The organism is Pseudokordiimonas caeni (assembly GCF_026719705.1).
Classification (GTDB): Bacteria; Pseudomonadota; Alphaproteobacteria; order Sphingomonadales; family Kordiimonadaceae; genus Gimibacter; species Gimibacter caeni.
In genome coordinates this window covers 849,816-870,952 of the sequence record NZ_JAPPRR010000002.1, presented here as the reverse complement: position 1 = coordinate 870,952, position 21,137 = coordinate 849,816, and the positions used below count along the sequence as shown (strand labels likewise).

22 protein-coding genes are annotated in these 21,137 nt (G+C 62.2%); 10 read left to right on the top strand and 12 right to left on the bottom strand.

Going from position 1 to position 21,137, the window contains the following annotated elements; genetic code table 11:
- The first annotated feature begins 3 nt into the window (after positions 1-3).
- From OU694_RS12990 to OU694_RS12980, 3 genes are all read left to right on the top strand, one after another.
- Entirely contained in the window at positions 4-729 is a 726-nt protein-coding gene (locus tag OU694_RS12990) for a hypothetical protein (RefSeq protein ID WP_308911434.1), read from the top strand.
- Between the two features lie 31 nt (positions 730-760).
- Positions 761-898, top strand: coding sequence for a hypothetical protein (locus tag OU694_RS12985; RefSeq protein WP_308911433.1), 138 nt, complete (start codon positions 761-763; stop codon positions 896-898).
- Positions 899-1,042: 144 nt separating this feature from the next.
- A complete protein-coding gene (locus OU694_RS12980; RefSeq protein ID WP_308911432.1) occupies positions 1,043-1,921 on the top strand; it encodes an alpha/beta fold hydrolase in 879 nt (292 codons plus the stop codon).
- A gap of 4 nt (positions 1,922-1,925) precedes the next feature.
- Here the strand turns inward: OU694_RS12980 and OU694_RS12975 are convergent, their stop codons facing one another.
- From OU694_RS12975 to OU694_RS12965, 3 genes are read right to left on the bottom strand one after another with little or no spacing between them, the layout of a single operon-like run.
- Positions 1,926-2,330, bottom strand: a complete 405-nt coding sequence (locus OU694_RS12975) for a hypothetical protein (RefSeq protein WP_308911431.1) — start codon at positions 2,328-2,330, stop codon at positions 1,926-1,928.
- A 54-nt stretch (positions 2,331-2,384) separates the two neighbouring features.
- Positions 2,385-3,656: a mechanosensitive ion channel family protein gene (locus tag OU694_RS12970; RefSeq protein ID WP_308911430.1), complete on the bottom strand. Its 1,272-nt coding sequence runs from the start codon at positions 3,654-3,656 to the stop codon at positions 2,385-2,387.
- 51 nt (positions 3,657-3,707) lie between these two features.
- On the bottom strand, positions 3,708-4,160 hold the full coding sequence (locus OU694_RS12965; RefSeq protein WP_308911429.1) for a nucleoside deaminase: 453 nt from the start codon (positions 4,158-4,160) through the stop codon (positions 3,708-3,710).
- Positions 4,161-4,242: 82 nt separating this feature from the next.
- Here OU694_RS12965 and OU694_RS12960 point away from each other — a divergent pair, with 82 nt between their 5' ends.
- Genes OU694_RS12960 through OU694_RS12950 form a run of 3 tightly spaced genes read left to right on the top strand, consistent with a single transcriptional unit; the run spans position 4,243 to position 6,973 of the window.
- Positions 4,243-5,316 (top strand): pseudouridine synthase, encoded by a 1,074-nt coding sequence (locus OU694_RS12960; protein ID WP_308911428.1) that lies wholly within the window; start codon positions 4,243-4,245, stop codon positions 5,314-5,316.
- Positions 5,313-5,873, top strand: coding sequence for a 16S rRNA (guanine(966)-N(2))-methyltransferase RsmD (rsmD, locus tag OU694_RS12955; RefSeq protein WP_308911427.1), 561 nt, complete (start codon positions 5,313-5,315; stop codon positions 5,871-5,873). Before OU694_RS12960 ends, rsmD begins: the two co-directional genes overlap by 4 nt.
- Positions 5,870-6,973: a hypothetical protein gene (locus OU694_RS12950; RefSeq protein ID WP_308911426.1), complete on the top strand. Its 1,104-nt coding sequence runs from the start codon at positions 5,870-5,872 to the stop codon at positions 6,971-6,973. Before rsmD ends, OU694_RS12950 begins: the two co-directional genes overlap by 4 nt.
- Positions 6,974-6,989: 16 nt before the next feature.
- Here OU694_RS12950 and OU694_RS12945 read toward each other — a convergent pair whose 3' ends face one another.
- The 5 genes from OU694_RS12945 to ileS form a co-directional block, all read right to left on the bottom strand.
- Positions 6,990-7,538, bottom strand: coding sequence for a hypothetical protein (locus OU694_RS12945; protein WP_308911425.1), 549 nt, complete (start codon positions 7,536-7,538; stop codon positions 6,990-6,992).
- Between the two features lie 152 nt (positions 7,539-7,690).
- Positions 7,691-9,565, bottom strand: a complete 1,875-nt coding sequence (gene mutL, locus OU694_RS12940) for a DNA mismatch repair endonuclease MutL (RefSeq protein WP_308911424.1) — start codon at positions 9,563-9,565, stop codon at positions 7,691-7,693.
- A 110-nt stretch (positions 9,566-9,675) separates the two neighbouring features.
- Complete coding sequence (locus tag OU694_RS12935; RefSeq protein ID WP_308911423.1) at positions 9,676-10,110, bottom strand: DUF3035 domain-containing protein; 435 nt, start codon at positions 10,108-10,110, stop codon at positions 9,676-9,678.
- 46 nt (positions 10,111-10,156) lie between these two features.
- The gene (gene lspA / locus OU694_RS12930) at positions 10,157-10,672 is read right to left on the bottom strand and encodes a signal peptidase II (RefSeq protein WP_308911422.1); all 516 of its coding nucleotides are present in this window, start codon (positions 10,670-10,672) and stop codon (positions 10,157-10,159) included.
- Positions 10,669-13,506 carry an isoleucine--tRNA ligase gene (gene ileS / locus OU694_RS12925; RefSeq protein ID WP_308911421.1) on the bottom strand — a complete coding sequence of 946 codons (2,838 nt, stop codon included), beginning with the start codon at positions 13,504-13,506 and terminating at the stop codon, positions 10,669-10,671. Before ileS ends, lspA begins: the two co-directional genes overlap by 4 nt.
- Positions 13,507-13,840: 334 nt before the next feature.
- Here ileS and OU694_RS12920 point away from each other — a divergent pair, with 334 nt between their 5' ends.
- Positions 13,841-14,494, top strand: coding sequence for an MliC family protein (locus OU694_RS12920; RefSeq protein WP_308911420.1), 654 nt, complete (start codon positions 13,841-13,843; stop codon positions 14,492-14,494).
- Between the two features lie 132 nt (positions 14,495-14,626).
- Entirely contained in the window at positions 14,627-15,736 is a 1,110-nt protein-coding gene (locus tag OU694_RS12915; RefSeq protein WP_308911419.1) for a sensor histidine kinase, read from the top strand.
- Here the strand turns inward: OU694_RS12915 and OU694_RS12910 are convergent, their stop codons facing one another.
- Both OU694_RS12910 and OU694_RS12905 read right to left on the bottom strand, forming a co-directional pair.
- Positions 15,737-16,747, bottom strand: coding sequence for a bifunctional riboflavin kinase/FAD synthetase (locus OU694_RS12910; RefSeq protein WP_308911418.1), 1,011 nt, complete (start codon positions 16,745-16,747; stop codon positions 15,737-15,739).
- Positions 16,748-16,762: 15 nt separating this feature from the next.
- Positions 16,763-17,191: a MaoC family dehydratase gene (locus OU694_RS12905; RefSeq protein ID WP_308911417.1), complete on the bottom strand. Its 429-nt coding sequence runs from the start codon at positions 17,189-17,191 to the stop codon at positions 16,763-16,765.
- Positions 17,192-17,415: 224 nt separating this feature from the next.
- On the opposite strand from OU694_RS12905, the gene OU694_RS12900 reads away from it, so the two are divergent.
- Together OU694_RS12900 and OU694_RS12895 are read left to right on the top strand one after the other, a co-directional pair.
- A complete protein-coding gene (locus OU694_RS12900; protein ID WP_308911416.1) occupies positions 17,416-17,802 on the top strand; it encodes a response regulator in 387 nt (128 codons plus the stop codon).
- Positions 17,802-18,770 (top strand): protein phosphatase CheZ, encoded by a 969-nt coding sequence (locus tag OU694_RS12895; protein ID WP_308911415.1) that lies wholly within the window; start codon positions 17,802-17,804, stop codon positions 18,768-18,770. Before OU694_RS12900 ends, OU694_RS12895 begins: the two co-directional genes overlap by 1 nt.
- Before the next feature lie 34 nt (positions 18,771-18,804).
- Here the strand turns inward: OU694_RS12895 and OU694_RS12890 are convergent, their stop codons facing one another.
- Together OU694_RS12890 and OU694_RS12885 are read right to left on the bottom strand one after the other, a co-directional pair.
- Entirely contained in the window at positions 18,805-19,695 is an 891-nt protein-coding gene (locus OU694_RS12890; RefSeq protein ID WP_308911414.1) for a TIGR01459 family HAD-type hydrolase, read from the bottom strand.
- An 11-nt stretch (positions 19,696-19,706) separates the two neighbouring features.
- Positions 19,707-21,047: an EAL domain-containing protein gene (locus OU694_RS12885; protein ID WP_308911413.1), complete on the bottom strand. Its 1,341-nt coding sequence runs from the start codon at positions 21,045-21,047 to the stop codon at positions 19,707-19,709.
- Between the last annotated feature and the right edge of the window lie 90 nt (positions 21,048-21,137).

Sequence of the window (21,137 nt, the reverse complement as noted above, 5' to 3'; positions counted from 1 at the left end):
GCAATGAACGCCCGCCTCCTCTCTTTGGTCTTTTGCTGCTTTCTTGTCGTCTCTGGCGCCAACACAGCAGGCGCCGTCGAGGCGCCTTCCCCCTGCATGCGGATTGCCGTGCCGTCCGAGGAACATGTGGACGCCCCGACCGTCCGGCGAATCATGACCGAGCTTTATGCCGAGGCCGGGATTTGCCTGCAGCTGATCGATGCTTCCCTGACACGCAGCGAGAAGGGCCTGCTGCTTGGCACCTATGATGGGGAAGCCATGCGCTATTCGGGCTACCTGTCATCGCATCCCAATATCGTCGCCGTTTCGACCCCGATGCTCCGCGTTCAGATACACTGGCTGGCGCTTAAGACCGAGGCGGTGCCGGGCGGTGCCGATCTCGGTGAACTCGTCATCGGTCGCCCGGTGGCCATCCCCTCGAGATTCGCGTTCTTCGCGAGCCTTGCCCATCAGTTCCGCATCTCGCCGGTCCCGTATGAAAAGCCCGGTCAGCTGGTGGCGCTGCTGGACAGTCGTCGCGTGCGGTATGGCCTGATGATCGAGGGCAGGCTTGAGACCCTGCCGCGCGACGTGCTGGACCGGATGGATGTCCGCATATTCCGCACCATCCCTTTCCATCATGTGATCCGGCGCGAACAGGAATGGGCCTTGCCGAAACTGGAAGAAGCCGCAAAGCGCCTGCAGGCGGCCGGGCGCCTGCAACGCTTCCGGGACGGCGATGAGCCTTGAGCAAGATCGCGGGCTTCTAGGACTGCCCGCTTTGCGACCGGCCATTCGGGAAAAGGTGGAATGGCACCATCTGGTGCCGAAATCGAAAGGCGGGCGAGCGACGGTGCCCTTGAATCCGATTGGCTACCGCAAAATCAACACACTTTTCAGCGACACCGAACTCACCTGACGCCTTTCTTCCTTCGAGACCTTGTTGGCCGAACCGGCTATCATGGACTTTATCACATGGGTCGGCTCGAAGCCGCCCGACTTCTACCGGCGGACCGAGCCCAAGAGGCGGCGGCGCTGAAACATCAACAAGCAGGGGAATTTCATGACGCCGCCACCGATCGATCTCGACACCTGGGCTGAAGGGGGCGAGCGATTCAAATGGCGCAGCCACCGGATTTTCTACCGGGTGAGCGGCTCCGGCCCTGCCCTTCTGCTGCTGCACGGCTTCCCGACCTCTGGCCACGACTGGGCCTGGGTTGCGCCCGCGCTTGAAAAACATTTCACGCTGATCATCCCGGATATGCCGGATTGTGGTTTCAGCGAAAACCCGCGCGGCAGTGCGGCAAGCGTGCGGCAAACGGCGGAGGCGATGGACGCGCTGCTCCAATCGCTCGGCCACGCCACATATCACGCGCTTGGCCATGATGTTGGCGCCACTATCGTGCAGGAACTGATCGCCCGACAGGCGGAGCGCACCGCCGCCTGCAAACTGCTGTCTGCCTGCTTCCTGAACGGTGGGCTGATCCCGGCGCTGCATCGGCCGGTTGAAGCTCAGCTCAAGCTCGCCTCGTGGCTCGGCCCCTTCTATGCGCGCGTGATGCCGAAGGAGAAGTTCCTTGAGGCCTTCGCCAATGTCTTCGGCGCGGAGACACGCCCCACGGCTGACGAACTTGCCATGTTCTGGAAAAGCATGATGGGTCGCAACGGACGCGGCGCCATCGCGCGGCGCATCCGCTACATCGCCGAGCGGCGCGAACAGGCCACCCGCTGGGTCGGAGCCCTCAAGGGCACCACGATGCCAATGGCTGCGATCTGGGGGCTTGATGACCCTGTATCGGGTCGTCACATGATCGAGGGGCTGAGCCGCATCCTCGTCAAGCTTCGGGTCACGAAGCTTTCGGGGATAGGCCACTATCCACAGGTGGAAGCGCCGGACGCGGTGGTCCGGCACTTCCTGGCGTTTCACAAGATCGAAGCCTGATCAGTCAGGCTTCCTTCGGCTTGTGGACAAGTGCAAGCACCACACCGACGAGCGCGAAGATCACGACATCGACGATCATCTGGGTGACCATATATTCGGTCGGCCATTTGAAGGACATATACATCACGAAGCCGGTTGCGGCGACATAGACGCCGAACATGCCCCCGAAGATGGCCCCCTTCATCAGGTCCTTCGTGCCGAAGCCTTTTTCGAAGAACCAGACGAGCACGATTGTCTGCACAAGATGGCCGAGATAAGCCCACATCATCATCGGATCATCCGGCGCACGCATCAGGTCGGCAAACGCGACCATCATGCCCGGAAAGACGAAAGTCATCGCCACGGTAAAAAGCACCGCAAAGGCGATATAGGCGGCTATTACTGACAGGATAAAACGTCCGATATTCATTTCAGTCCCTCCCCCTCTTGAAAGACCGGGTTGATATAACGTCTGCCGTAACCCTTACTCGTCAGCCTCTTTTCTTAAATCCACAACCATATGCGGATAGGGGAAGCTGATCCCTTCCGCGTGGAACTTGTCCCAGATGCGCATCATCACGGCGCTTGAGATATTGGCGACCCCGTTTTGCGGGTCGTTGATCCAGAAGCGCAGTTCGAGGTCCACGCCGCTTTCGCCGAACCCGCGCAGCAGCGTGCGGGGCTCGGGCACCTTCAGCACGCGGTCCTCTTCCATCGCGGCAGCGGCCATCAAGCTCATGGCCAGCTGCAGGTCCGATTCGTAGGACACCTGCAAGGGCACCTTGCGCCGCACAAGGAGATCGCTATGCGACCAGTTGATCACCGGCTGCGTAATCATGTCCTCGTTCGGGATCAGATATTCGGTGCCATCCCGCGTGATCACGGACGTGTAACGCGCCGCCAGCTTATTGATGATGCCATAGGTGCCCGAAACCTCGATCACATCACCCGGCTTGATCGACCGGTCCATAAGGAGAATGAGCCCGGAAATGAAATTCCCGACCACCTTCTGCAAGCCGAAACCGATACCGACAGAGAGCGCACCGCCGAGAACCGCAAGGGCCGTCAGGTTGATGCCGCTGGCATTCAGCGAGGTCAGAACCGCGATCGTCAGCAGCACGATCCGGCTTGTCTTGCTCATCAGTACCCGCGCGCTTGGCGGGACGCCGTGGATCGTCTGGATGCGGCCGTCAATCAGGCGCGCCAGCACCAGCGCACCCCAGATGAGGAGCGCGAAGGTGGTGATGCCGGTGATGATGTCCAGAAGGCTGATCCCGCCGTCGCCCAGCGGAATGACCGCCGTATCAAGAACCGTGGCGATGGGGGTGAGGAGCCCGACGATATTGAGCGCCGCCACCGTCCAGGCGAGGAAGGCGACAAGCCGGGCAATCTCGCGGCTGCGGATCACACTCACCGCGATGCGGATCACCACCCACGCAGCGATCAGGCTGGCCGCCAGATCAAGCACATAGGTGTGTTTGATCAGCGGTCCGAGCAACAGCTGCGCCGTCCAGATCAGCAAAAGTGTGAATGCCATCGGCGCCACGGAACCAAGCTGCAGATGGCTCAGTTTCTGGACGAAAGCATGGTCCCCGAAGGCTTTCATGACCGCATTGCGGGCCAGCCGCCACAGGACAAAGGCAAGGAGCACAGCGGCAACCACGGCTGCCGCCTCGATGATCCGGTCCAGCTTGAAGACGCTTTCCCGGGCGAAGGCCCAAGCCTGATCGATCAGGCCGGCCAGGTCATCGCCCAAAGCGTCGATTCCCCCGGAATCTTCTGGCGTTTCCCCTTGCATGACAGGAGTTTAGCGCCGCGCCTTGAAAAAGTCTTTCAGAATTTTGGCAGCCCGTGCCTCGCCAATGCCGTCATAGACCTCGGGCCTGTGGTGCGTGGTCGGCTGGTTATAGATGCGCGCGCCGTGCGCCACGCCGCCGCCCTTGGGGTCGGACGCGCCATAATAGACCCGCCGGATGCGGGCAAAGGCGATGGCCTGCGCGCACATGGCGCAGGGCTCCAGCGTCACATATAGGTCGCAGCCCTCCAGCCGTTCGCTGCCAAGCTTGACCGCCGCCTCGCGGATCACCAGCATCTCGGCATGCGCCGTCGGGTCATGGTCGGTGACAACCCGGTTATGGGCGCGCGCGATCACCTGACCATCGGGGCCGGTAATGACGGCGCCGACAGGCACCTCGCCGGCTTCTGCTGCTGCCTCGGCCAGCGCCAAGGCTGCGTCCATATGGGGTGATGCAAAGCTCATGGCCGGAAAGGTGCTGACAACGCCCCGTGGCGTCAAGCAGATTAAGTTGCGACAATACCGGCAAAAGCATATGGTGCGCGCCATGAATGACAGGGACGACATCTCGCCGGAAGACGGCACCGAAGACGCAGGCGGCGAGCGCATTGCAAAGGCACTGGCACGCGCCGGCGTCGGCTCGCGCCGCGATATCGAACGCATGATCGGCGAAGGCCGCATCGCGCTGAATGGCCAGACGCTGAAAAGCCCCGCCCTCAATGTGGCAAGCCTTGAAGGCATCACGGTGGACGGCGAAAAGGTCGGCGAGGTGCGCGAGACCCGGCTCTGGCGCTATAACAAGCGCAAGGGCACGCTGACGACCCACAAGGACCCCGAAGGACGCCGCACGGTGTTTGACCAGCTGCCCAAACATATGGGCCGGGTCATCTCCATCGGCCGGCTGGACATGAATACCGAAGGCCTCCTCCTTCTCACCAACGACGGCGAACTGGCCCGCTGGCTGGAACTGCCTGCCAACGCCATTGTGCGGCGCTACCGGGTGCGCGCTCATGGCCGGGTGGATGAAAAGGCGCTCGCCAAACTCGCCGACGGCGTCACCATCGACGGCATCCATTACGGTGCCATCGACGCGAAGCTTGAAAAAAGCCAGGGCGCCAATTCGTGGCTGACCGTTGCGATCAGCGAAGGCAAGAACCGCGAAGTGCGCCGCGTGATGGAGCATCTGGGCCTTGCCGTGAACCGGCTGATCCGCACGCACTATGGCCCCTTCACGCTCGGCACCCTGCCGGATGGTGCTGTGGCGCAGGTGACGGACGCGCAGCTCCATGACGTGCTTTCCGACTTCTTCAAAACCGAAACCCGCAGTGTGGCAGCCCCGCGCAAGCCGCGTGATCCTTCAAAATGGGCGAAGGCCAAGCCGAAGCCGGTGAAGCCGGGTGCGAAGAAATGGGCAAAAAATCGGGCCCGTGACCGCGACGAGACCGAGCGTCCGAACCGCGGCAAGGGCAAGCCCGGCGTGCCGAAGTCGGCCGCCAAACCGGCACCGACGAGAGGCGCCCCCAAACGCGACGGACAGAAGCCGGCCCCGGCGCGTGGCGCCGGCCCCAAGGCCGGCCCCGCCAGGACAGGCCCGCGGCCTGAGCGGAAACCCAAGCCGTGACCCGCATCATCGCCGGGCGCTTTCGCGGTCGCACGCTTGAAGTGCCCGAGGGCAAGGACGTGCGCCCGACGACTGACCGGATGCGTGAACGCGTCTTTTCGATGCTGCAGCACAGCCGCTATCCCGACATGCTCGAGGCCCGCGTGCTGGATCTGTATGCCGGCACCGGGGCGCTGGGGCTCGAGGCCCTGTCGCGGGGGGCCGCCCACGCCACCTTCGTGGAAAAGGCGCCGGTCGCCCTCGGCGTCCTCGCCCGCAACATCCGCGCGGTGAAGGCTGATGACATGACGGCGGTGATCCGGGGCAGCGCCACCGCCCTGCCGCCCGCCAGCACGCCGTGCGACATCATCTTCATGGACCCGCCCTACCGCGAAGGCCTTGTCCGCCCCACGCTCGATGCCATCCTCAAAGGCGGCTGGCTGGCGGACAAGGGCGTGATCGTGATCGAGCAGGCGACCGACGACCCCATGGACCTGCCGGACACGCTGGCACTGATCGATGAGCGATCCCAGGGCCAGCAGCGCACACTCTTTGTGATGCATACACGCAGCGATTGATTCCAAGACTTTGCAGATCACCGTCTTCATGCTATCGACATGATATGAAGACGCTTTTTCATCAGCTCAGAAGCATTCTCCCGGTCGCCCTGTTCGGCCTTGTTGCCCCCGCTAGCGACGCGCTCGACAGCAAGTTTGCCAACAAGACCAACGATCAGATCTGGCAAGCGGTGGCAAACCCCGCCATGGGCGCGCAGCTCAGCTTGGCAGCGGTGGATGAAATCTGCGGCGACATCATGCCGGACAGCAAGCGAGAGGCGCTTGAAGCCAAGCTCGTAGAAGCAGACACCCCGGCCCCCGGATTTGCCTATTTCGGCAAAATGTATCTTGAAGGGAAATGCGTTTCCGAAGATCGCGTCCTCGGCGGCAAACTGATGCGGCTGGGGCTGATGTCTCTTGTCCCCGCCCTTTATCAGGAAGCGAGGCTTTCGGATACACCTGTCAAACCGATTAGTATCCTGCCGTTCACGCTGGGCACGGACAGGGAAACCCAGATCCAGGCCTTCCTTCCGACGACGGAAACGATGTGGAATGATGAGATTCATCGCTGGCTGGCTGCCAGCCCGGCTGACATAGCGGCTGCCGCTCGGAAATTCCTGTCAGGAGACTATACCTTCTTTCAGAAGGACTATACTGCACCGGCTCCGGAAGCCGCTGTTATCTGGATGCTGGCCGCCGCCGAGACCGCCGAGACGATCGACACGGTCAAGGAGACGATCCGCTGGCTCCATGACCCGGCTCTGGCGCCTTCCTGGGCGAAAGCTACATATACCCAAGGCGAATTTACCGAATCCGTGGCCACCGACCAAACGCAAGGCCTATTGTACCGGCTCGAGCTGCGCGGGTTCAAACCGGCATTCTCGCTGTTCCATTGCCTCACCTTCGACAATGAGAAGTTCCCGCGGCGCCTCAACGCGAAGGCCGAATATATCCATCTGCAGCAGATGAAGCGGCAGGGCATCGATGTCGATGACGCCCTGCTGCAACAAGTGCATGCTTGGATGATCGAACACGGCGATGAGGAACCCTACGTCCCCGCCAAGCCCGACTTTTACAGCCTGACACTTTTCCCGCCGATCCTCGGGCGCTGCGGCCTCTGATCACCGGGTACAGCCGTCAAAGGCTCCCGCGATAGGAACAGCCCGACCGGCCGAACGCCGCGCCGGCATCGACCCGCCGTTGTTGCACTACTTTGTAGTAGGCATTCAGTTCGTCCCGCTCCAGCCAGTGGGCCTGGAGCAAATCTACAGTGCGGCGAATATCCGCCGAGACCTCGCTCAGAAAACTTCCAACGTCCAGGAGCCCCCAGACCGCCGCAGCGGCGCTTCGGGTTACCACATTCCCGGCAATATCGGCGATCTTGGCCCATAGCTGCTGCTCAAAGGAGCCGTTTGCGTTGGCCCTCGCCTCTGCTGCCCGTTCGATAGCGTCGATTTCCCGGTTAACCCGGTCCAGTTCCGCTCGCACATAGTCGACGTGCGCCGATGCCTCGTCGTAGCGCCGTTGCAATTCTTCGCAGCTCGCCTGTTCCTTCAGTGAAAGCGTATGGCGTTTGAGCTGCAGAGTGCGCACCTCAACACGTCGCACAAGGGCACCGAGACTGTCAGCCACCGGGAAAGCAGCCTTGTATTCGAGGCGCAGGGGATTTTGTGACGGGGTCGTCATTCGTTTCTCCAATAAAGAAAGGCCCGGCCGAACAAGTCGGCAGGGCCCTGAAAAAGAAACGCCCGCGGCTCAGAGAGCAGCAGGCGTATCTGTCGATCATCGACACCAGAACGTAGCAAAATCGCTGTCAGGGAGCAAGAAGAAGCAGGCCTTTAGCGCCGGCCGAACAGCTTCTCAATGTCAGTCAGCTTAAGTTCCACATAGGTGGGGCGGCCATGGTTGCACTGGCCGGAATGCGGCGTGGCTTCCATCTGGCGGAGGAGCGCGTTCATCTCCTCCACGCTCAGGCGCCGGCCGGCGCGCACGCTGCCGTGGCAGGCCATGGTGCCGCACACTTCGCCAAGCTTTTCCTTCAGCGATAGCGCCTCGTCCATCTCGGTCAGTTCGTCGGCGAGATCGCGGATCAAGCCTTTGACATCCAATTTGCCGAGCATCGCGGGCACTTCGCGTACCACGATGGCGCCTTCGCCGAAGGGTTCGATCACGAGGCCCATTTCCTCAAGCTCGGCAGCCCGCGCCACAAGCCGTGCGGCGGGGCCTTCTTCAAGCTCCACGACTTCGGGCAGCAGAAGCGCTTGCCGGGCCACGCCGGTCGCCGCCATCGCCTCTTTCATGCGCTCATAAACGAGCCGTTCGTGCGCGGCATGCTGGTCGACGATCACGATGCCGTCCGCCGTTTGCGCCACAATATAGGTGCCATGTACTTGGCCCCGCGCCACACCGAGCGGATAATCGGGTGCGGGTGCCTCGGCCTGCATCGGCGCGCCTGCCGGCACCTCCGGCGCGCTTGGCCGCATCACAGGGTCGCTCGCCTTGAAACTGAACTGGGCGGCGGGTTCGTTGAGGGTGAAGCGCGGCGCATGCGCGTCGAAGGCAGCAGCGAAGCCCGATGGCAGCGAAGGCCGTTCGGCTGCCCGCCCCCACGGCAAGGCATCAACGGGCCGCAGCGACCCCAGCGCCTGCCCCGTCACGGTCGTGGACGCCCGGTGGCCGGCGTCCGCCAGCGCATGGCGAAGGGCCGAGACGATCAGCCCGCGCACCAGCCCGGCATCGCGGAAGCGCACTTCGGCTTTCGCGGGGTGGACGTTCACATCGACAAATTCGGTCGGCACATCCAGAAACAGCGCCAGCACCGGATGCCGGTCCCGCGCCAGATAATCCTGATAGGCCCCGCGCACCGCGCCCGTCAGCAGCTTGTCCCGCACCGGGCGGCCATTGACGAACAGATACTGGTGCGTCGCCTGCCCGCGCGAATAGGTGGGCAGGCCGGCATAACCGGTGAGCCGCAGGCCTTCGCGCTCGGCATCAATCTCGATGGCGTTATCCTGAAACTCGCGGCCCAATATGGCCCCCAGCCGTTCGAGCCGCACGTCGCCCGCAAGCGCGCCGATCGACGGCGCCCGGAAGGCCACCCGGTCACCGTCCGACAGGCTGAAGGCGACCTCGGGGTGCGCCATCGCCAGCCGCTTGATGATATCGACCGCCGCCTGAAACTCGCTGCGGTCGGTTTTCAGAAACTTGAGCCGGGCGGGGGTGGCGAAAAACAGGTCCCGCACCTCGATCCGGGTGCCGGCGGAAAGCGCGGCGGGCGAGACCTGTCCCTTGCGGCCGCCTTCGACCACCACTTTCCACGCCTCCGCCGCCCCTTGGGCGCGGGACGACAGCGTGAGCCGCGCCACCGCCCCGATAGAGGCCAGCGCCTCGCCCCGGAAGCCGAGGCTCATGATATGGACAAGGTCATCGTCCTTGAGCTTCGAGGTGGCGTGCCGCTCCACCGCCAGCGCCAGTTCACCGGCGTCCATGCCGATGCCATTGTCGCTGATATCGATGAGGCTGCGGCCCCCTTCATGGAGCACTACATCCACGCGCGTGGCGCCGGCGTCGATGCTGTTTTCAACCAGTTCCTTCACCGCACTCGCCGGGCGTTCGATCACCTCGCCCGCAGCGATCCGGTTGATCGTGCGTTCGGAAAGGAGGCGGATGATCCCTGCCTTCTCGGGCAGGCTGGTGCGGGATGTGTCAGGCATGGCGCGACCCTAGCAAGCCGCAACGGGCTCGGCAAAGCGAAAGAATGTGAGGCATGAAAAAGGGCCGCCCATCGGGCAGCCCTTGTTTCGGAAACATTGGCGCTTGGGGCTCAGTTGCCCTGCACGCGCTCCACGGTCACATTGTCAGGGCGGTAGGTGCGATCGTCGGCTTCCAGAAGGTCGGCGAGCAGCAGGCGCTTCTTCACCACGTCCAGATTCTTCTGCGCGACGTTCGAACGGATATCCGGGTCACCACCATCAATGCGGCGCAGGAGCGAGAGCTCACCCGAAGACTTCGGCGGCTGCGGCGTGAGCGTGGCACCGGGGAAAAGCGCTTCATAGGCCTGACGGCCCGGATCGATTTCCTGGGCGCGCGGCTCGCCAGGGCGCGGCGGGCGCAGCTCGGATTCAGGCGGGATCACGAGCGGGGCGCGATCCACAACCTCGAACTCATCCGGGGAAAGCTTGCCGTCGCCGCCAAAGATGCCGCACCCGGCGAGGGTCGCACCACAGAAGGCAATCGCGACGATGGAACCGAATTTCATGTATCTATCTCCCTCGGACGTCCCGTGATCGGGCGTCACGTTCCTTTTACTGAGGACCCGCAGGTTTCCCGTTCGCTTTTGTAGGCGCTTCGGGCGCACTCCGCAAGCCGTCGTAGATCATGAAGATCACCCCGAAGGTAATGGCGGCATCGGCAACATTGAAGACATAAAAGCTGTAGTCTTCGACATGCAGGTGCACAAAATCGACGACCGCACCATGAATGAAGCGGTCGATCAGGTTACTGATGGCCCCGCCGATGATGAGCGACAGGCCGACGACCTCGAGGATTCGTTCGGTTTTTGTCAGCCACCGCAACAGGATCGCGGTGATGACGAGCGTCAGGATGATGAGCCCGCTTTTGCCGACCCATTCATCGAGCCCGATGCCGAGCGAAATGCCCTTGTTCCAGATCATGGTGAACGACAGGAACGAATTGACCTCGACGCTGCCCCTTGAAGGCAGGTCCAGCCCCTGCAAGACCCATATCTTCACCAGCTGGTCGATGACCAGTATGGCAAGGGCGCCGAGGATGGCGCGGGTGAAATAGACTTTCGATTTCATGCGGCGCTGTTCCTTGCGTCATGCGCGGCCACGGCCTCGCCGCAGCGATGGCAAAGGTCGCCTTCTTCGGCGACTTCCGGCTTCACGCTCCAGCAGCGCCCGCACTTCTCGCCGTCCGCAAGGCCGGTGACGACGGCAATGTCGGTGACATCTTCAAGCCTGAAGGCACCAGCAGGCGCGTCGGCGAGCTTCAACTCAGCCGCTGACGTGATGGTGATCTCGGCAAGGTCAAGCCCCTTGAGCGCGTCCACATAGGCAGCATCCGCCACATAAGCGGTGGCCGACGCCTGCAGGCTCGACCCGATCCGCTTCTCGCGGCGGTCGACCTCGAGCGCACCGTTGATCACCCGGCGCAGGCGGCGCACCTTCGCCCATTTCTGAGCCAAGGCCTCGTCAGCCCAGCCCGCCGGGGTCGCCGGCCACAGCTGGCGGTGCACGCTCGGCGCAGCATTGCCGAAGCGCGACAGCCACACTTCTTCAGCCGTGAAGGAGAGGATCGGCGCGAACCAGGTGACAAGCCGCATGAAGACTTCATCGAGCACGGTGCGGGCCGCCCGGCGGCGCGTGCTCGCCGGATCGTCGCAGTAGAGGCAATCCTTGCGGATATCGAAATAGAAGGCCGACAGGTCGACGATGCAGAACTGGTAAAGCGCCGTGAAAGCCGGCGTGAATTCATACACAGCCGATTTCGAGCGGATCAGTGTATCGAGTTCCGCCACGCGGTGCAGGATGAAGCGTTCAAGCTCCGGCATCTCGGCATGTGGCAGGCGTTCCTCTTCGGTGAACCCGGCGAGGTTGCCGAGAAGATACCTGAGCGTGTTGCGGATCTTGCGGTAGGCATCCACCTGACCCTGGATGATCTGGTCGCCAATGCGAACGTCTTCCTGATAGTCAACGGACACCGCCCAAAGGCGCAGGATATCGGCGCCGTACTGGTCGATGATCGTTTGCGGCGCCACGGTGTTACCGAGCGACTTGGACATTTTCCGGCCTTCGCCGTCCATCGTGAAGCCGTGGGTCAGCACGCCCTTGTAGGGCGCCGTGCCGCGCGTACCGCAGGATTCGAGAAGGCTCGACTGGAACCAGCCGCGATGCTGGTCCGACCCTTCGAAATAAAGGTCGGCCGGCCAAGCGAGGTCGTCACGGCCTTCAAGCGTGAAGGCGTGCGTGCAGCCGCTGTCGAACCAGACATCGAGAATGTCAAAGACCTGATCGAAATCGGCGGCGTTGTAATCGTTGCCGAGGAATTCCTGCGCGGGAACTGCAACCCATGCGTCCGCCCCGCCAGCCTTCACGGCTTCGATGATGCGGGCATTGACGGCCTCGTCCTTCAGGATTTCGCCGGTTGCCTTGTTGACGAAGATGGTGATCGGCACACCCCAGGCGCGCTGGCGGCTGATCACCCAGTCCGGGCGGTCGGCAACCATGGCCTCGATGCGATTCTTGGCGATGGCCGGATACCAGCTCACATCCTCGCGGATCGCTTTCAGCGCCTTGTCGCGCAGGCCGGTCTTCTCCATCGAGATGAACCATTGCGGCGTGTTCCGGAAGATGAGTGGCGCCTTGGAGCGCCACGAGTGCGGGTAGGAGTGGGTCAGCACGCCCTTGGCCATCAGGGCGCCTGCCTCGGTCAGCAGTTCGCAAACGCGGTCCGCGACCTTGTAGACATGCTCGCCCGCCAGCATCGGCACATGGTCATAATAGCGGCCATCGGCATCCACCGTATGTGGCACCGGGATACCGAACTTGACGTGCGCGACCTGATAGTCGTCGTCGCCGTGGCCAGGGGCGGTGTGCACAAATCCTGTACCGGCCTCGGTCGTCACATGGTCGCCGGGCAGCAGCGGCACATCGAAATCATAACCCTTGCCACGCCACGGGTGGGCGAGAAGCCCACCGGCCAGCGCCTCGCCCTTGAAGCGGGCGATGACGAGATAATCATCAAGATGCGCGCGCTTGACGAATTCAACCATCAGCGCCTCGGCCACGATCAGTCGGTCGCCTTCGCGGGCAAGTGTCGCTTCACCCGCCTTCGTCACCTCGATCACCGCATAATCGATCTCCGGACCGAAGCAAACGGCCCGGTTGCCGGGCATCGTCCAGGGCGTCGTCGTCCAGATCACCACGCGCGCGCCTTCAACGTCGGCACTCGGTGCCTTCACGAAGGGGAAGGCCACATCGATCTGGGTGGAAGTATGGTCGTGATATTCGACCTCGGCTTCGGCGAGCGCGGTCTTCTCGATCGGCGACCACATCACGGGCTTGGAGCCCTGATAAAGCGCCCCCGACATCGAGAATTTCAGCAGCTCTTCAACGATCTTGGCTTCAGCACCGAAATCCATGGTCAGGTACGGATTATCCCAGTCGCCGAACACGCCAAGGCGCTTGAATTCCTCGCGCTGGACATCGATCCAGCCGGCGGCAAATTCGCGGCATTCGCGGCGGAACTCGACGGGGTCAACCGCGTCCTTGTCCATCTTCTTCTTGCGGTATTTTTCCTCGATCTTCCATTCGATCGGCAGGCCGTGGCAATCCCAGCCCGGCACATAGGGCGCATCCTTGCCCTGCATCTGCTGCGATTTGACGATCACATCCTTCAGGATCTTGTTCATCGCATGGCCGATATGGATATTGCCGTTGGCGTAGGGCGGGCCGTCATGCAGCACGAACTTGGTTTTGCCCTTGGCGTCGGCGCGGAGCTGGCCGTAGATATCCTCGGCGGTCCATTTGGCCAGGAATTCCGGCTCGCGCTGCGGCAGGCCGGCGCGCATCGGGAAATCGGTGGTCGGCAGGAAGACGGTGTCCTTGTAGTCGCGTTTGGTGTCGGCGGACATTGTCCTGATATTCCTCTGGGTCACAGGGCGCGCTTGCCATCGGCCACGCAGCCCGAAAGTCACTGGTTTCGGTGAAAAAGCATCTTACCCGGCCGCCCTCAACGGAGCGCCGGGCCAATAATTCGCGTCGCGGCACGGACGGTAGCGTCCGGGCGGCTGCACCATCTGGCAGGGCCGGTCAACATGGCGGCTTTTGTAACAGTGCGCGCGCGGGGTGTCGAGCGGAAAGGACGCCGCAAAGCGGGGCTTTCCACGGACCGGCATCCGTCACCCGGGCGCCCTCAAAATGCCATCCTCTGCAGGCATGACTGTCCTCATGAAAAGGAGGAAACCCATGCAGACCCGCCCCCTTGCCCTGATTACCGCCCTGTCCCTTTCCCTTGCCGCCTGCGAGGCCCCGGAAGGCGAGGAACTCCCTGATAAAAAAGCCACGGCCACCTGGGTGCTCAACTGCGACGGCGCCGGCCACATGGTGGTGCGCGAAGTCCCCGGCAAGGTCTGGCTCTTCCTCCAGGGTGAGACCCTCGAGCTGCCACAAGCCGAAGCGGCTTCCGGCGTGCGCTACACCGACAATCAGTGGACAGCCTGGGCCAAGGGCCGCGACATCATGATGCTGAAGGACGGCAACCGGCTTGAATGCACCAACGATGCCCGCGCCGCCGTGTGGGAACATGCCAAGCTGAACGGGGTCGACTTCCGCGCCATCGGCAACGAGCCCGGCTGGCTTCTGGAGATCAGCAACGGCGACCAGTTGCACCTTGAGGCCGACTATGGCGCGACGATTATCGATGCCTCGCTACCGCTTTTTGCCGAAGATCCCGATGGTCTTGCCACACGCTATTCTGTCGAAACCGATGACCATAGGATCGATATCGAGCTTGTCTCGGCAAACTGCGTGGACGCGATGAGCGGCGAAGCGTTCGAGACAAACGTAACCATCATGCTCGACGGCCAGAAACTCACCGGCTGCGGCAAACCGCTGCACTAGGATTTTGCTGCCCTGCGTTCAGGGTTTGGCAATCATTTACGGCTAGATTCCGCACAAACATGATGCATATCACGGTTTTGGGGAACCGCTGGTTGCGTGACCGCAATCCATTGTACCGGTATCGCAAATCCTATGATTGTACAGATCTGGCACCCAAGCATCCTTCTGTTCCTGACGCTCGCGGCTGTGCCTGTCATGCTCCTGCGCAAGCGGAAGGCTTTCGCCCGGATCGACAACGGCTTCCGCTTCATCCTGCTTGGCTCACTCATCCTCGTGCTCGCGTCGTTTGTTGATTATGCCAAGGTGATGCCATGGGGGATTGCTGCTGCCGACTGGGCCTTCGGCACACCGGACCTGGATCCCACATGGCTCATCCTTCTGTATGCTCCTGGCGCCATCATCCTGGCTGCCGGACTTCTTTCATGGCTACCGGCTGTCCATGCCGTGAGCGTGGAGGTGGAACGCCGCAAGCAGGCCGAGGATGAACTGCGCGCCATGTTTACCGAGATGCGGACGCTCGCTGTCAAGGCCGAGGAAGCCAATCAGGCGAAGGCCGATTTCCTAGCCACCATGAGCCACGAGCTCCGGACTCCGCTTAACGCCATCATCGGCTTTGCTGAAGTGATGCAATTGAAGGATATGTCGCTCGACGAGAGCCGCCGCAGCGAATATGTCGAGATCATTCGCCGCTCCGGCCACCATCTTCTGGACCTGATCAACGACATTCTCGATCTCTCCCGCGTCGATGCCGGCAAACTGTCGGTCGACATGACCGACCTGAATATGCAGGCGGTGACAGCGGAATGTATTTCCTATATCGAACCGCTCGCCAACCGGCTTGGCCTGAAGGTCGAGAACGATACGGAAGCCGGTCTCACCTGCTGCACCGACCGGCGCCTCCTTCGGCAAATCCTGATCAATCTCCTGTCGAATGCCGCCAAATTCAGCAACGAAGGCGGTACCATCCGCGTGTCCTCTGAGGTGCGCGGGCGCTGGCTGAAGATTTCGGTTGCAGACAATGGCATCGGCATGACCGCCGATGAGGCCCGCCGCGCCCGCGAACCCTTTGTGCAAATCCAGACAGGTCTTGCCCGGCCCGTCGAAGGCACCGGACTCGGCCTCGCGCTCGTGGAGCGCTTCGCCGGTATTCTGGGAGGACGGATCGAGATCGAATCCGAAAAGGATAGGGGCACGACCGTCTCGGTCTATCTGCCTTACAGGAGCGACTGCGTCACGATCTGATCAGGCAGGATGCTCGGCAAGATACCGGTCGAGCGTCGGCACACCCAGATGCGAGCGGGCATTTTCGGGCTCGGCCAGAACCGTCCGCGCGGTGCGCGCATCTTCCTGTATCTGCGCCTTCAGGGCATCAAGACCTGAAAATTTGCGCTCTTCACGCAGGAACGCCACCAGTTCAACCCGAACGTGGCGGTCATACAGGTCACCGCTGAAATCGAAGAGATGGACTTCCAGCAGTATGTCGCGCTTGTCGAACGTCGGGCGGCGGCCGATGTTGGCAACGCCCTGATGATAATCGTCCTCGCCCTCGACAATCACCCGCACAGCATAAACGCCAAGCTTCGGCTCCAGGCTGTCGCCAAGCTCCACATTCGCGGTCGGGAAGCCGATGGTGCGGCCGCGCTGGTCGCCCTTTGCCACCCGCCCGTTGATGGACCACCAGTGACCGAGCAACGCCGCCGCCTTGCGGGCCTCCCCCGCCCTCAGCGCGTTGCGGATAAGGGTGGAGCTGTAAATCTCACCGGCAAAGCCTTCGAGCCCGACAGTGACAGGCTCCATGACGGTAAGGCCAAAGCCTTCCATTTCGCCCATCCAGCCAAGCATCGCGGTATCGCCGCCGCGCTTTTTGCCGAAGCGATAATCGTAGCCAACCACGACATGCAGGGCGCCAAGCCCTCCGATCAGGATATCAAGGACGAAATCCTGCGCGCTCATGCTGGCCAAGTCCTTGTCAAACGGCAGGACAAGAAGCGAGTCGACGCCGAACTCCTCAAGCAACTGGGCGCGTTCGCGGAACGGCGTCAGGCGGAAGGGGGGTGTGTCGGGCGCAAAGAAGCGCACCGGATGCGGCTCGGTCACCATCACGGCAAGCGGCACGCCCATGGCGCGGGCGATGCGGCCGGCTTCGCCGATCACCGCCTGGTGGCCCCGGTGGAAACCATCGAAATTGCCAAGCGCCACGACGCAGCCACGGGCCGCTGCCGGAATTTCATCCACATGCCGGATCAGCCGCAAGACGCCCTCCCCGCCTCAGGCCGCGCGGCTCGCGACCATCAGGGTCGCCTCGCCGGTCACCACCTTTGTTTCGCCAACGAAACAGTCTGTCGTGAAAACCGCCCGCTTCCGCGCAAGGTCGATTTCCTTAACGGTCACGATCGTTTCGACCGTATCGCCGATCCTCACAGGTGCGCGGTATTTCGTCGTCTGGCTCACATAGATGGCGCCGATGCCGGGAAGCCGCGTGCCCAGCACCGCGGAGATGAAAGAGCTTGCCAGTGCGCCGTGGGCGATGCGCTCCCCGAACTGGGTTGTGGCAGCGTAGGCGGCATCGAGATGAACCGGGTTATTGTCGCCCGAAACTTCCGCAAAGGCGTTGATGAGCGCCTCGGTGACAGTGCGGCTGAGCTTTTCGGTTTGGCCCACCGCAAGGTCTTCTATAAAATACTGGTTGATCGGCATACCGGCTGTTCCTCGATCATCATTCCCGACACCCATGCCTGCCTGAATTGCATAAAGTTGGCCGGAATGAAAGGGAAGCGATTGCGGAAATGATTTCTTTGAGTTAACCGTTTCTTCACGGGGACGGCGCTAGGGTCCGATCACCAGACATTTCGGGACGATCCCGGACGCGCTCGGCGCGGATCGTCCAATGGGCCATTATCTGTGATCTAAAGGGAAGAATCATGGCGGTTGATTTGAATATGCCAATCCTTATCGTCGACGATTACAAGACGATGCTCCGGATCGTGCGCAACCTGCTGAAGCAGCTCGGCTTCGACAATGTGGACGAAGCAACCGACGGCGCCGAGGCACTTTCCAAGGCCCGCTCCAAGGCTTACGGCCTGATCATTTCCGACTGGAACATGGAGCCGATGACCGGCTACGAACTCCTGAAGGAAGTGCGCGCCGACAACCAGCTGAAGAACACGCCCTTCATCATGGTTACCGCCGAATCCAAAACCGATAACGTGATCGCCGCCAAGAAAGCCGGCGTGAACAACTATATCGTTAAGCCCTTCAACGCTGCGACGCTGAAGCAGAAACTGGTTGCCGTCCTTGGGGACTTCTGATGCTTGCTGATGAACTTCCGCGGCAGATCGAGCTTCTCGTCGATAACCTGCGGAAGAACCGTACCTCCTCCCTTTCGCTCACCGATGTCGCATCGGTGACCGAAGTGCTGATCGGTACGATGAATGCCTTCTTCCGGTCGATCGACACCTCGATCTACAGGGAATGCCGGGCGCTCAGCGAATATATCCAGAATGCGCGCGTGGAAATCGCCTCGCTGCAACCCGGCGACCTCGAGAACAGCCGCATCCCGCGCGCCGGGCTCGAGCTTGATGCCATCGTCCAGCACACGGAAGAGGCCACCAACACGATCATGTCGGCGGCCGAGGAAATCATGGCGCTCGACACCAGCGACATGGACACCTACCAGAATACCGTCAACGACGCGGTGATGCGCATCTTCGAGGCCTGCAGTTTCCAGGACATCACCGGCCAGCGCATTTCGAAAGTCGTTGAAACCCTCGCCCATATCGAACAGCGCGTGATGGAACTGCGCGGCCTCCTCGGGGTCACCGAGGACGATGTGAAGCGCGCCGTCGAGCCCGAAGAAGAAGGCGACAAGGGCCTGTTGCACGGCCCGGCCTTGCGCGGCGAAGGCATCGACCAGTCGGCCGTCGACGCGCTGATGTCGCCGACTGCTGCAGCTCCTGCGGCTGAGCCCGAACCGGCGCCCGCACCCGCACCGAAACCTGCCGCTGCCAAACCGGCGGCCCCCAAGCCCGAACCGCCGAAGCCTGTGCCCCCGCGCCAGCTTGACAAGATGTTCGAAGAAGATTTCGACCCCGTCGCCGATCTCGCCGCCAAGGAAGAAGCGAAAAAGGCCGAGGAAGAGAAGAAAGCCGCTGCCGCTGCCGCCACAGTTGCCGCTGCCGCCACGGCCGCCGAAGCTGCTTCCGAAGAGAAAGAAGAGATCGATCTGCCAGCTGGCGAAGAGGTCAGTCAGGACGATATCGACGCCCTGTTCAGCTAAGGGCGTCGCCACTTCCATCCCTGAAAAAAGAAACTTACCAGGCGAGTTGAAGCATCAGCACGTCGGGCATCACCTTGCCATGGCCGAAAACAGCAGCAAAATCGGCATGCGGAATGGGGGACTGGTGACGCAGGGCCTTTGAAAACGGCCCCATCTCATCGCGGTGGATGCCACCGCCGATCAGCACAGCGCCGTAGCCTGCGGCCCGTGCACCTGCGATATCGGTCACCAGACTGTCGCCCACCATCAGAATCCGCTCACCCGGCGTATCGGCAGGCATCCCGGCTTCGGTGAGGCAGGACTGCATCGCCGCCACAGTCGGCTTGCCGAACCAGTGGACCGGGCCGCCCAGGTCTTCATACAGGTCGGCAACCGCCCCGGCGCAGGGGTAAAGATCGTTCCCCACATGCACAATCCGGTCAGGGTTCGCGCACAGGAGCGGCACCCCTTTTTCAGCGGCCGGCCGGAGCCACGCGGCATGCGGGGCAACATCATTGAAATCGAGCGCGGTGGCCAGAATGACATCCGCCTCGCCCGGCTTGTCTACCAGCGTGACCGGCAGCCCTTCGATCGTATTGTGGTCGCTGCGCGGCCCAAGATGATAAAGCTTCGCGTCCACCCAGTCGCGGCGGACCTCGTCGCGCGCGAGCCCGCCCGAGGTGACGATGAAATCACCCAGCGCCTTCGGCAGTCCCATCGAAATCAGATGTTCGCGCACATGTGCGCGCGGGCGCGGCGCGTTTGACAGGAATACGGTATTGATGCCCTCGCTGCGCAGGTTGATGATCGCATCCACCGCCGAGGCATTGAGCGCGATCCCGTCATGCATCACGCCCCAGAGGTCCGATATCACCAGATCCAGCCCGTCAGTATGGCCCTCAAGCCCGTGCCAGACGTCCACCGCCTGTCCGTTCGTCTTCGTCACCCGTTCGTCCTTCAGAAATCCCGGTTGAAATCAGCGGCCGGGCGCGGCTCGCCAAAGAGATAGCCCTGCGCCAGTTCCATCTCACCATCAAGCGCCATCAGGACGGTTGCTTCGTCCTCGACCCGGCTGGCGATCAGTTTCAGACCGTCGCGCTTCAGCCGTGCCTTCACGCCCGGCAGGTCGCCCATCTCATATTGGGCCGAAAGCGCCTGCATATCGGCCTTGATATATTTGAAGCCATTGTCGGCAAGGCTCGCGAAATCCTCGTCGAAATACATGACCTGATCGAGCGAGAAGGCAAAGCCCCGGCGCGCCAGCAGTGCCAGCCGCCCGCGGACCTCGCGGTCCAGCGTCTGATAGTCCGACTGGTTGATTTCCAGAACCAGCCGCTTGGTGAACTCGCTGGAGGACGTCATGAAATCCACGAACTGTGGGAAAAATTCGGCATCCGCCATAGAGAAGCGCGACATGTTGCAGAAGAAGCGAACCTCGGGCCGGCGGGGGCCCAGTCGCCGCACCAGCTGGATGAGCCGGAACAGCAAGAGGTTATCGATGGTGCCGATTAGGCCCTTCTCTTCTGCGATGCGCAGATATTGGGCCGGCAGCACGATGCGCCCTTCCTCATCCCGCACGCGGGAGAAGCATTCATAGAAGGTATTCTGGCGGCCCGGCAGCGCCACGATGGGCTGCAGGTACAGGTCCACCCTGTTTTCAGAAAGGGATGAACGTATCACGCTGAGGAGCGTTTCCTCGCGCCGGATCAGCCGCACCTCGGGGCCACCGCGTGCGGTGCTGAGGGCAATCTCGCCCGACAGCTCGGCTTTGACCTCTTCCGCATCCTCGTCATCGAACCAGGGTTCCACCCGTCGGCTTGTGTCGTCGTCCGGCTGGGCGGCGGCGATGCGGGCTTCATTAACGGAAAGCTCGTCCAGCTCAAGGACAGGACCGGCATCCGTCTTGGCGGCCACGGCACGCATCTGGCTTTGCAGGGCTTCCTCGCGCTTCATGACCTGATCAAGCAGCGTATGCAGGATGCGCAGCTCGCTCACCAGTTCCTCGCTCTTTTCGCTGGTGCCGTCGCGCTGCATTTCGAGGCGCCGGCGGGTGCGTTCCAGATCGTGCCGCAGGATGGTGGCCGTATCCTCCAGCCGGTTGATGCGTTCCTTGTCGGCGGTTTCCAGACGGTGCGCGATGAACCATGCATGGGCCTGCCACGCACCGAAGAAAACGAAAACGCCAAGGAGGGTCGCAACCTGTTCATCCACCCCGGCAAGACGGGGCGGCAAGAGGGCCGCAGCGAGCCCGAGGACGGCGTAGGAAATATAAAGCAGAACTTGTGTTACCGGAGCCATAAGCGCCCTTCCCCCGATGGGTGCCCCCTGCAGCGGGGCGACTTGTCGCTGTCATGCTGGCATAAAAGCCCCGGCGCGTTAAGGGCTTTA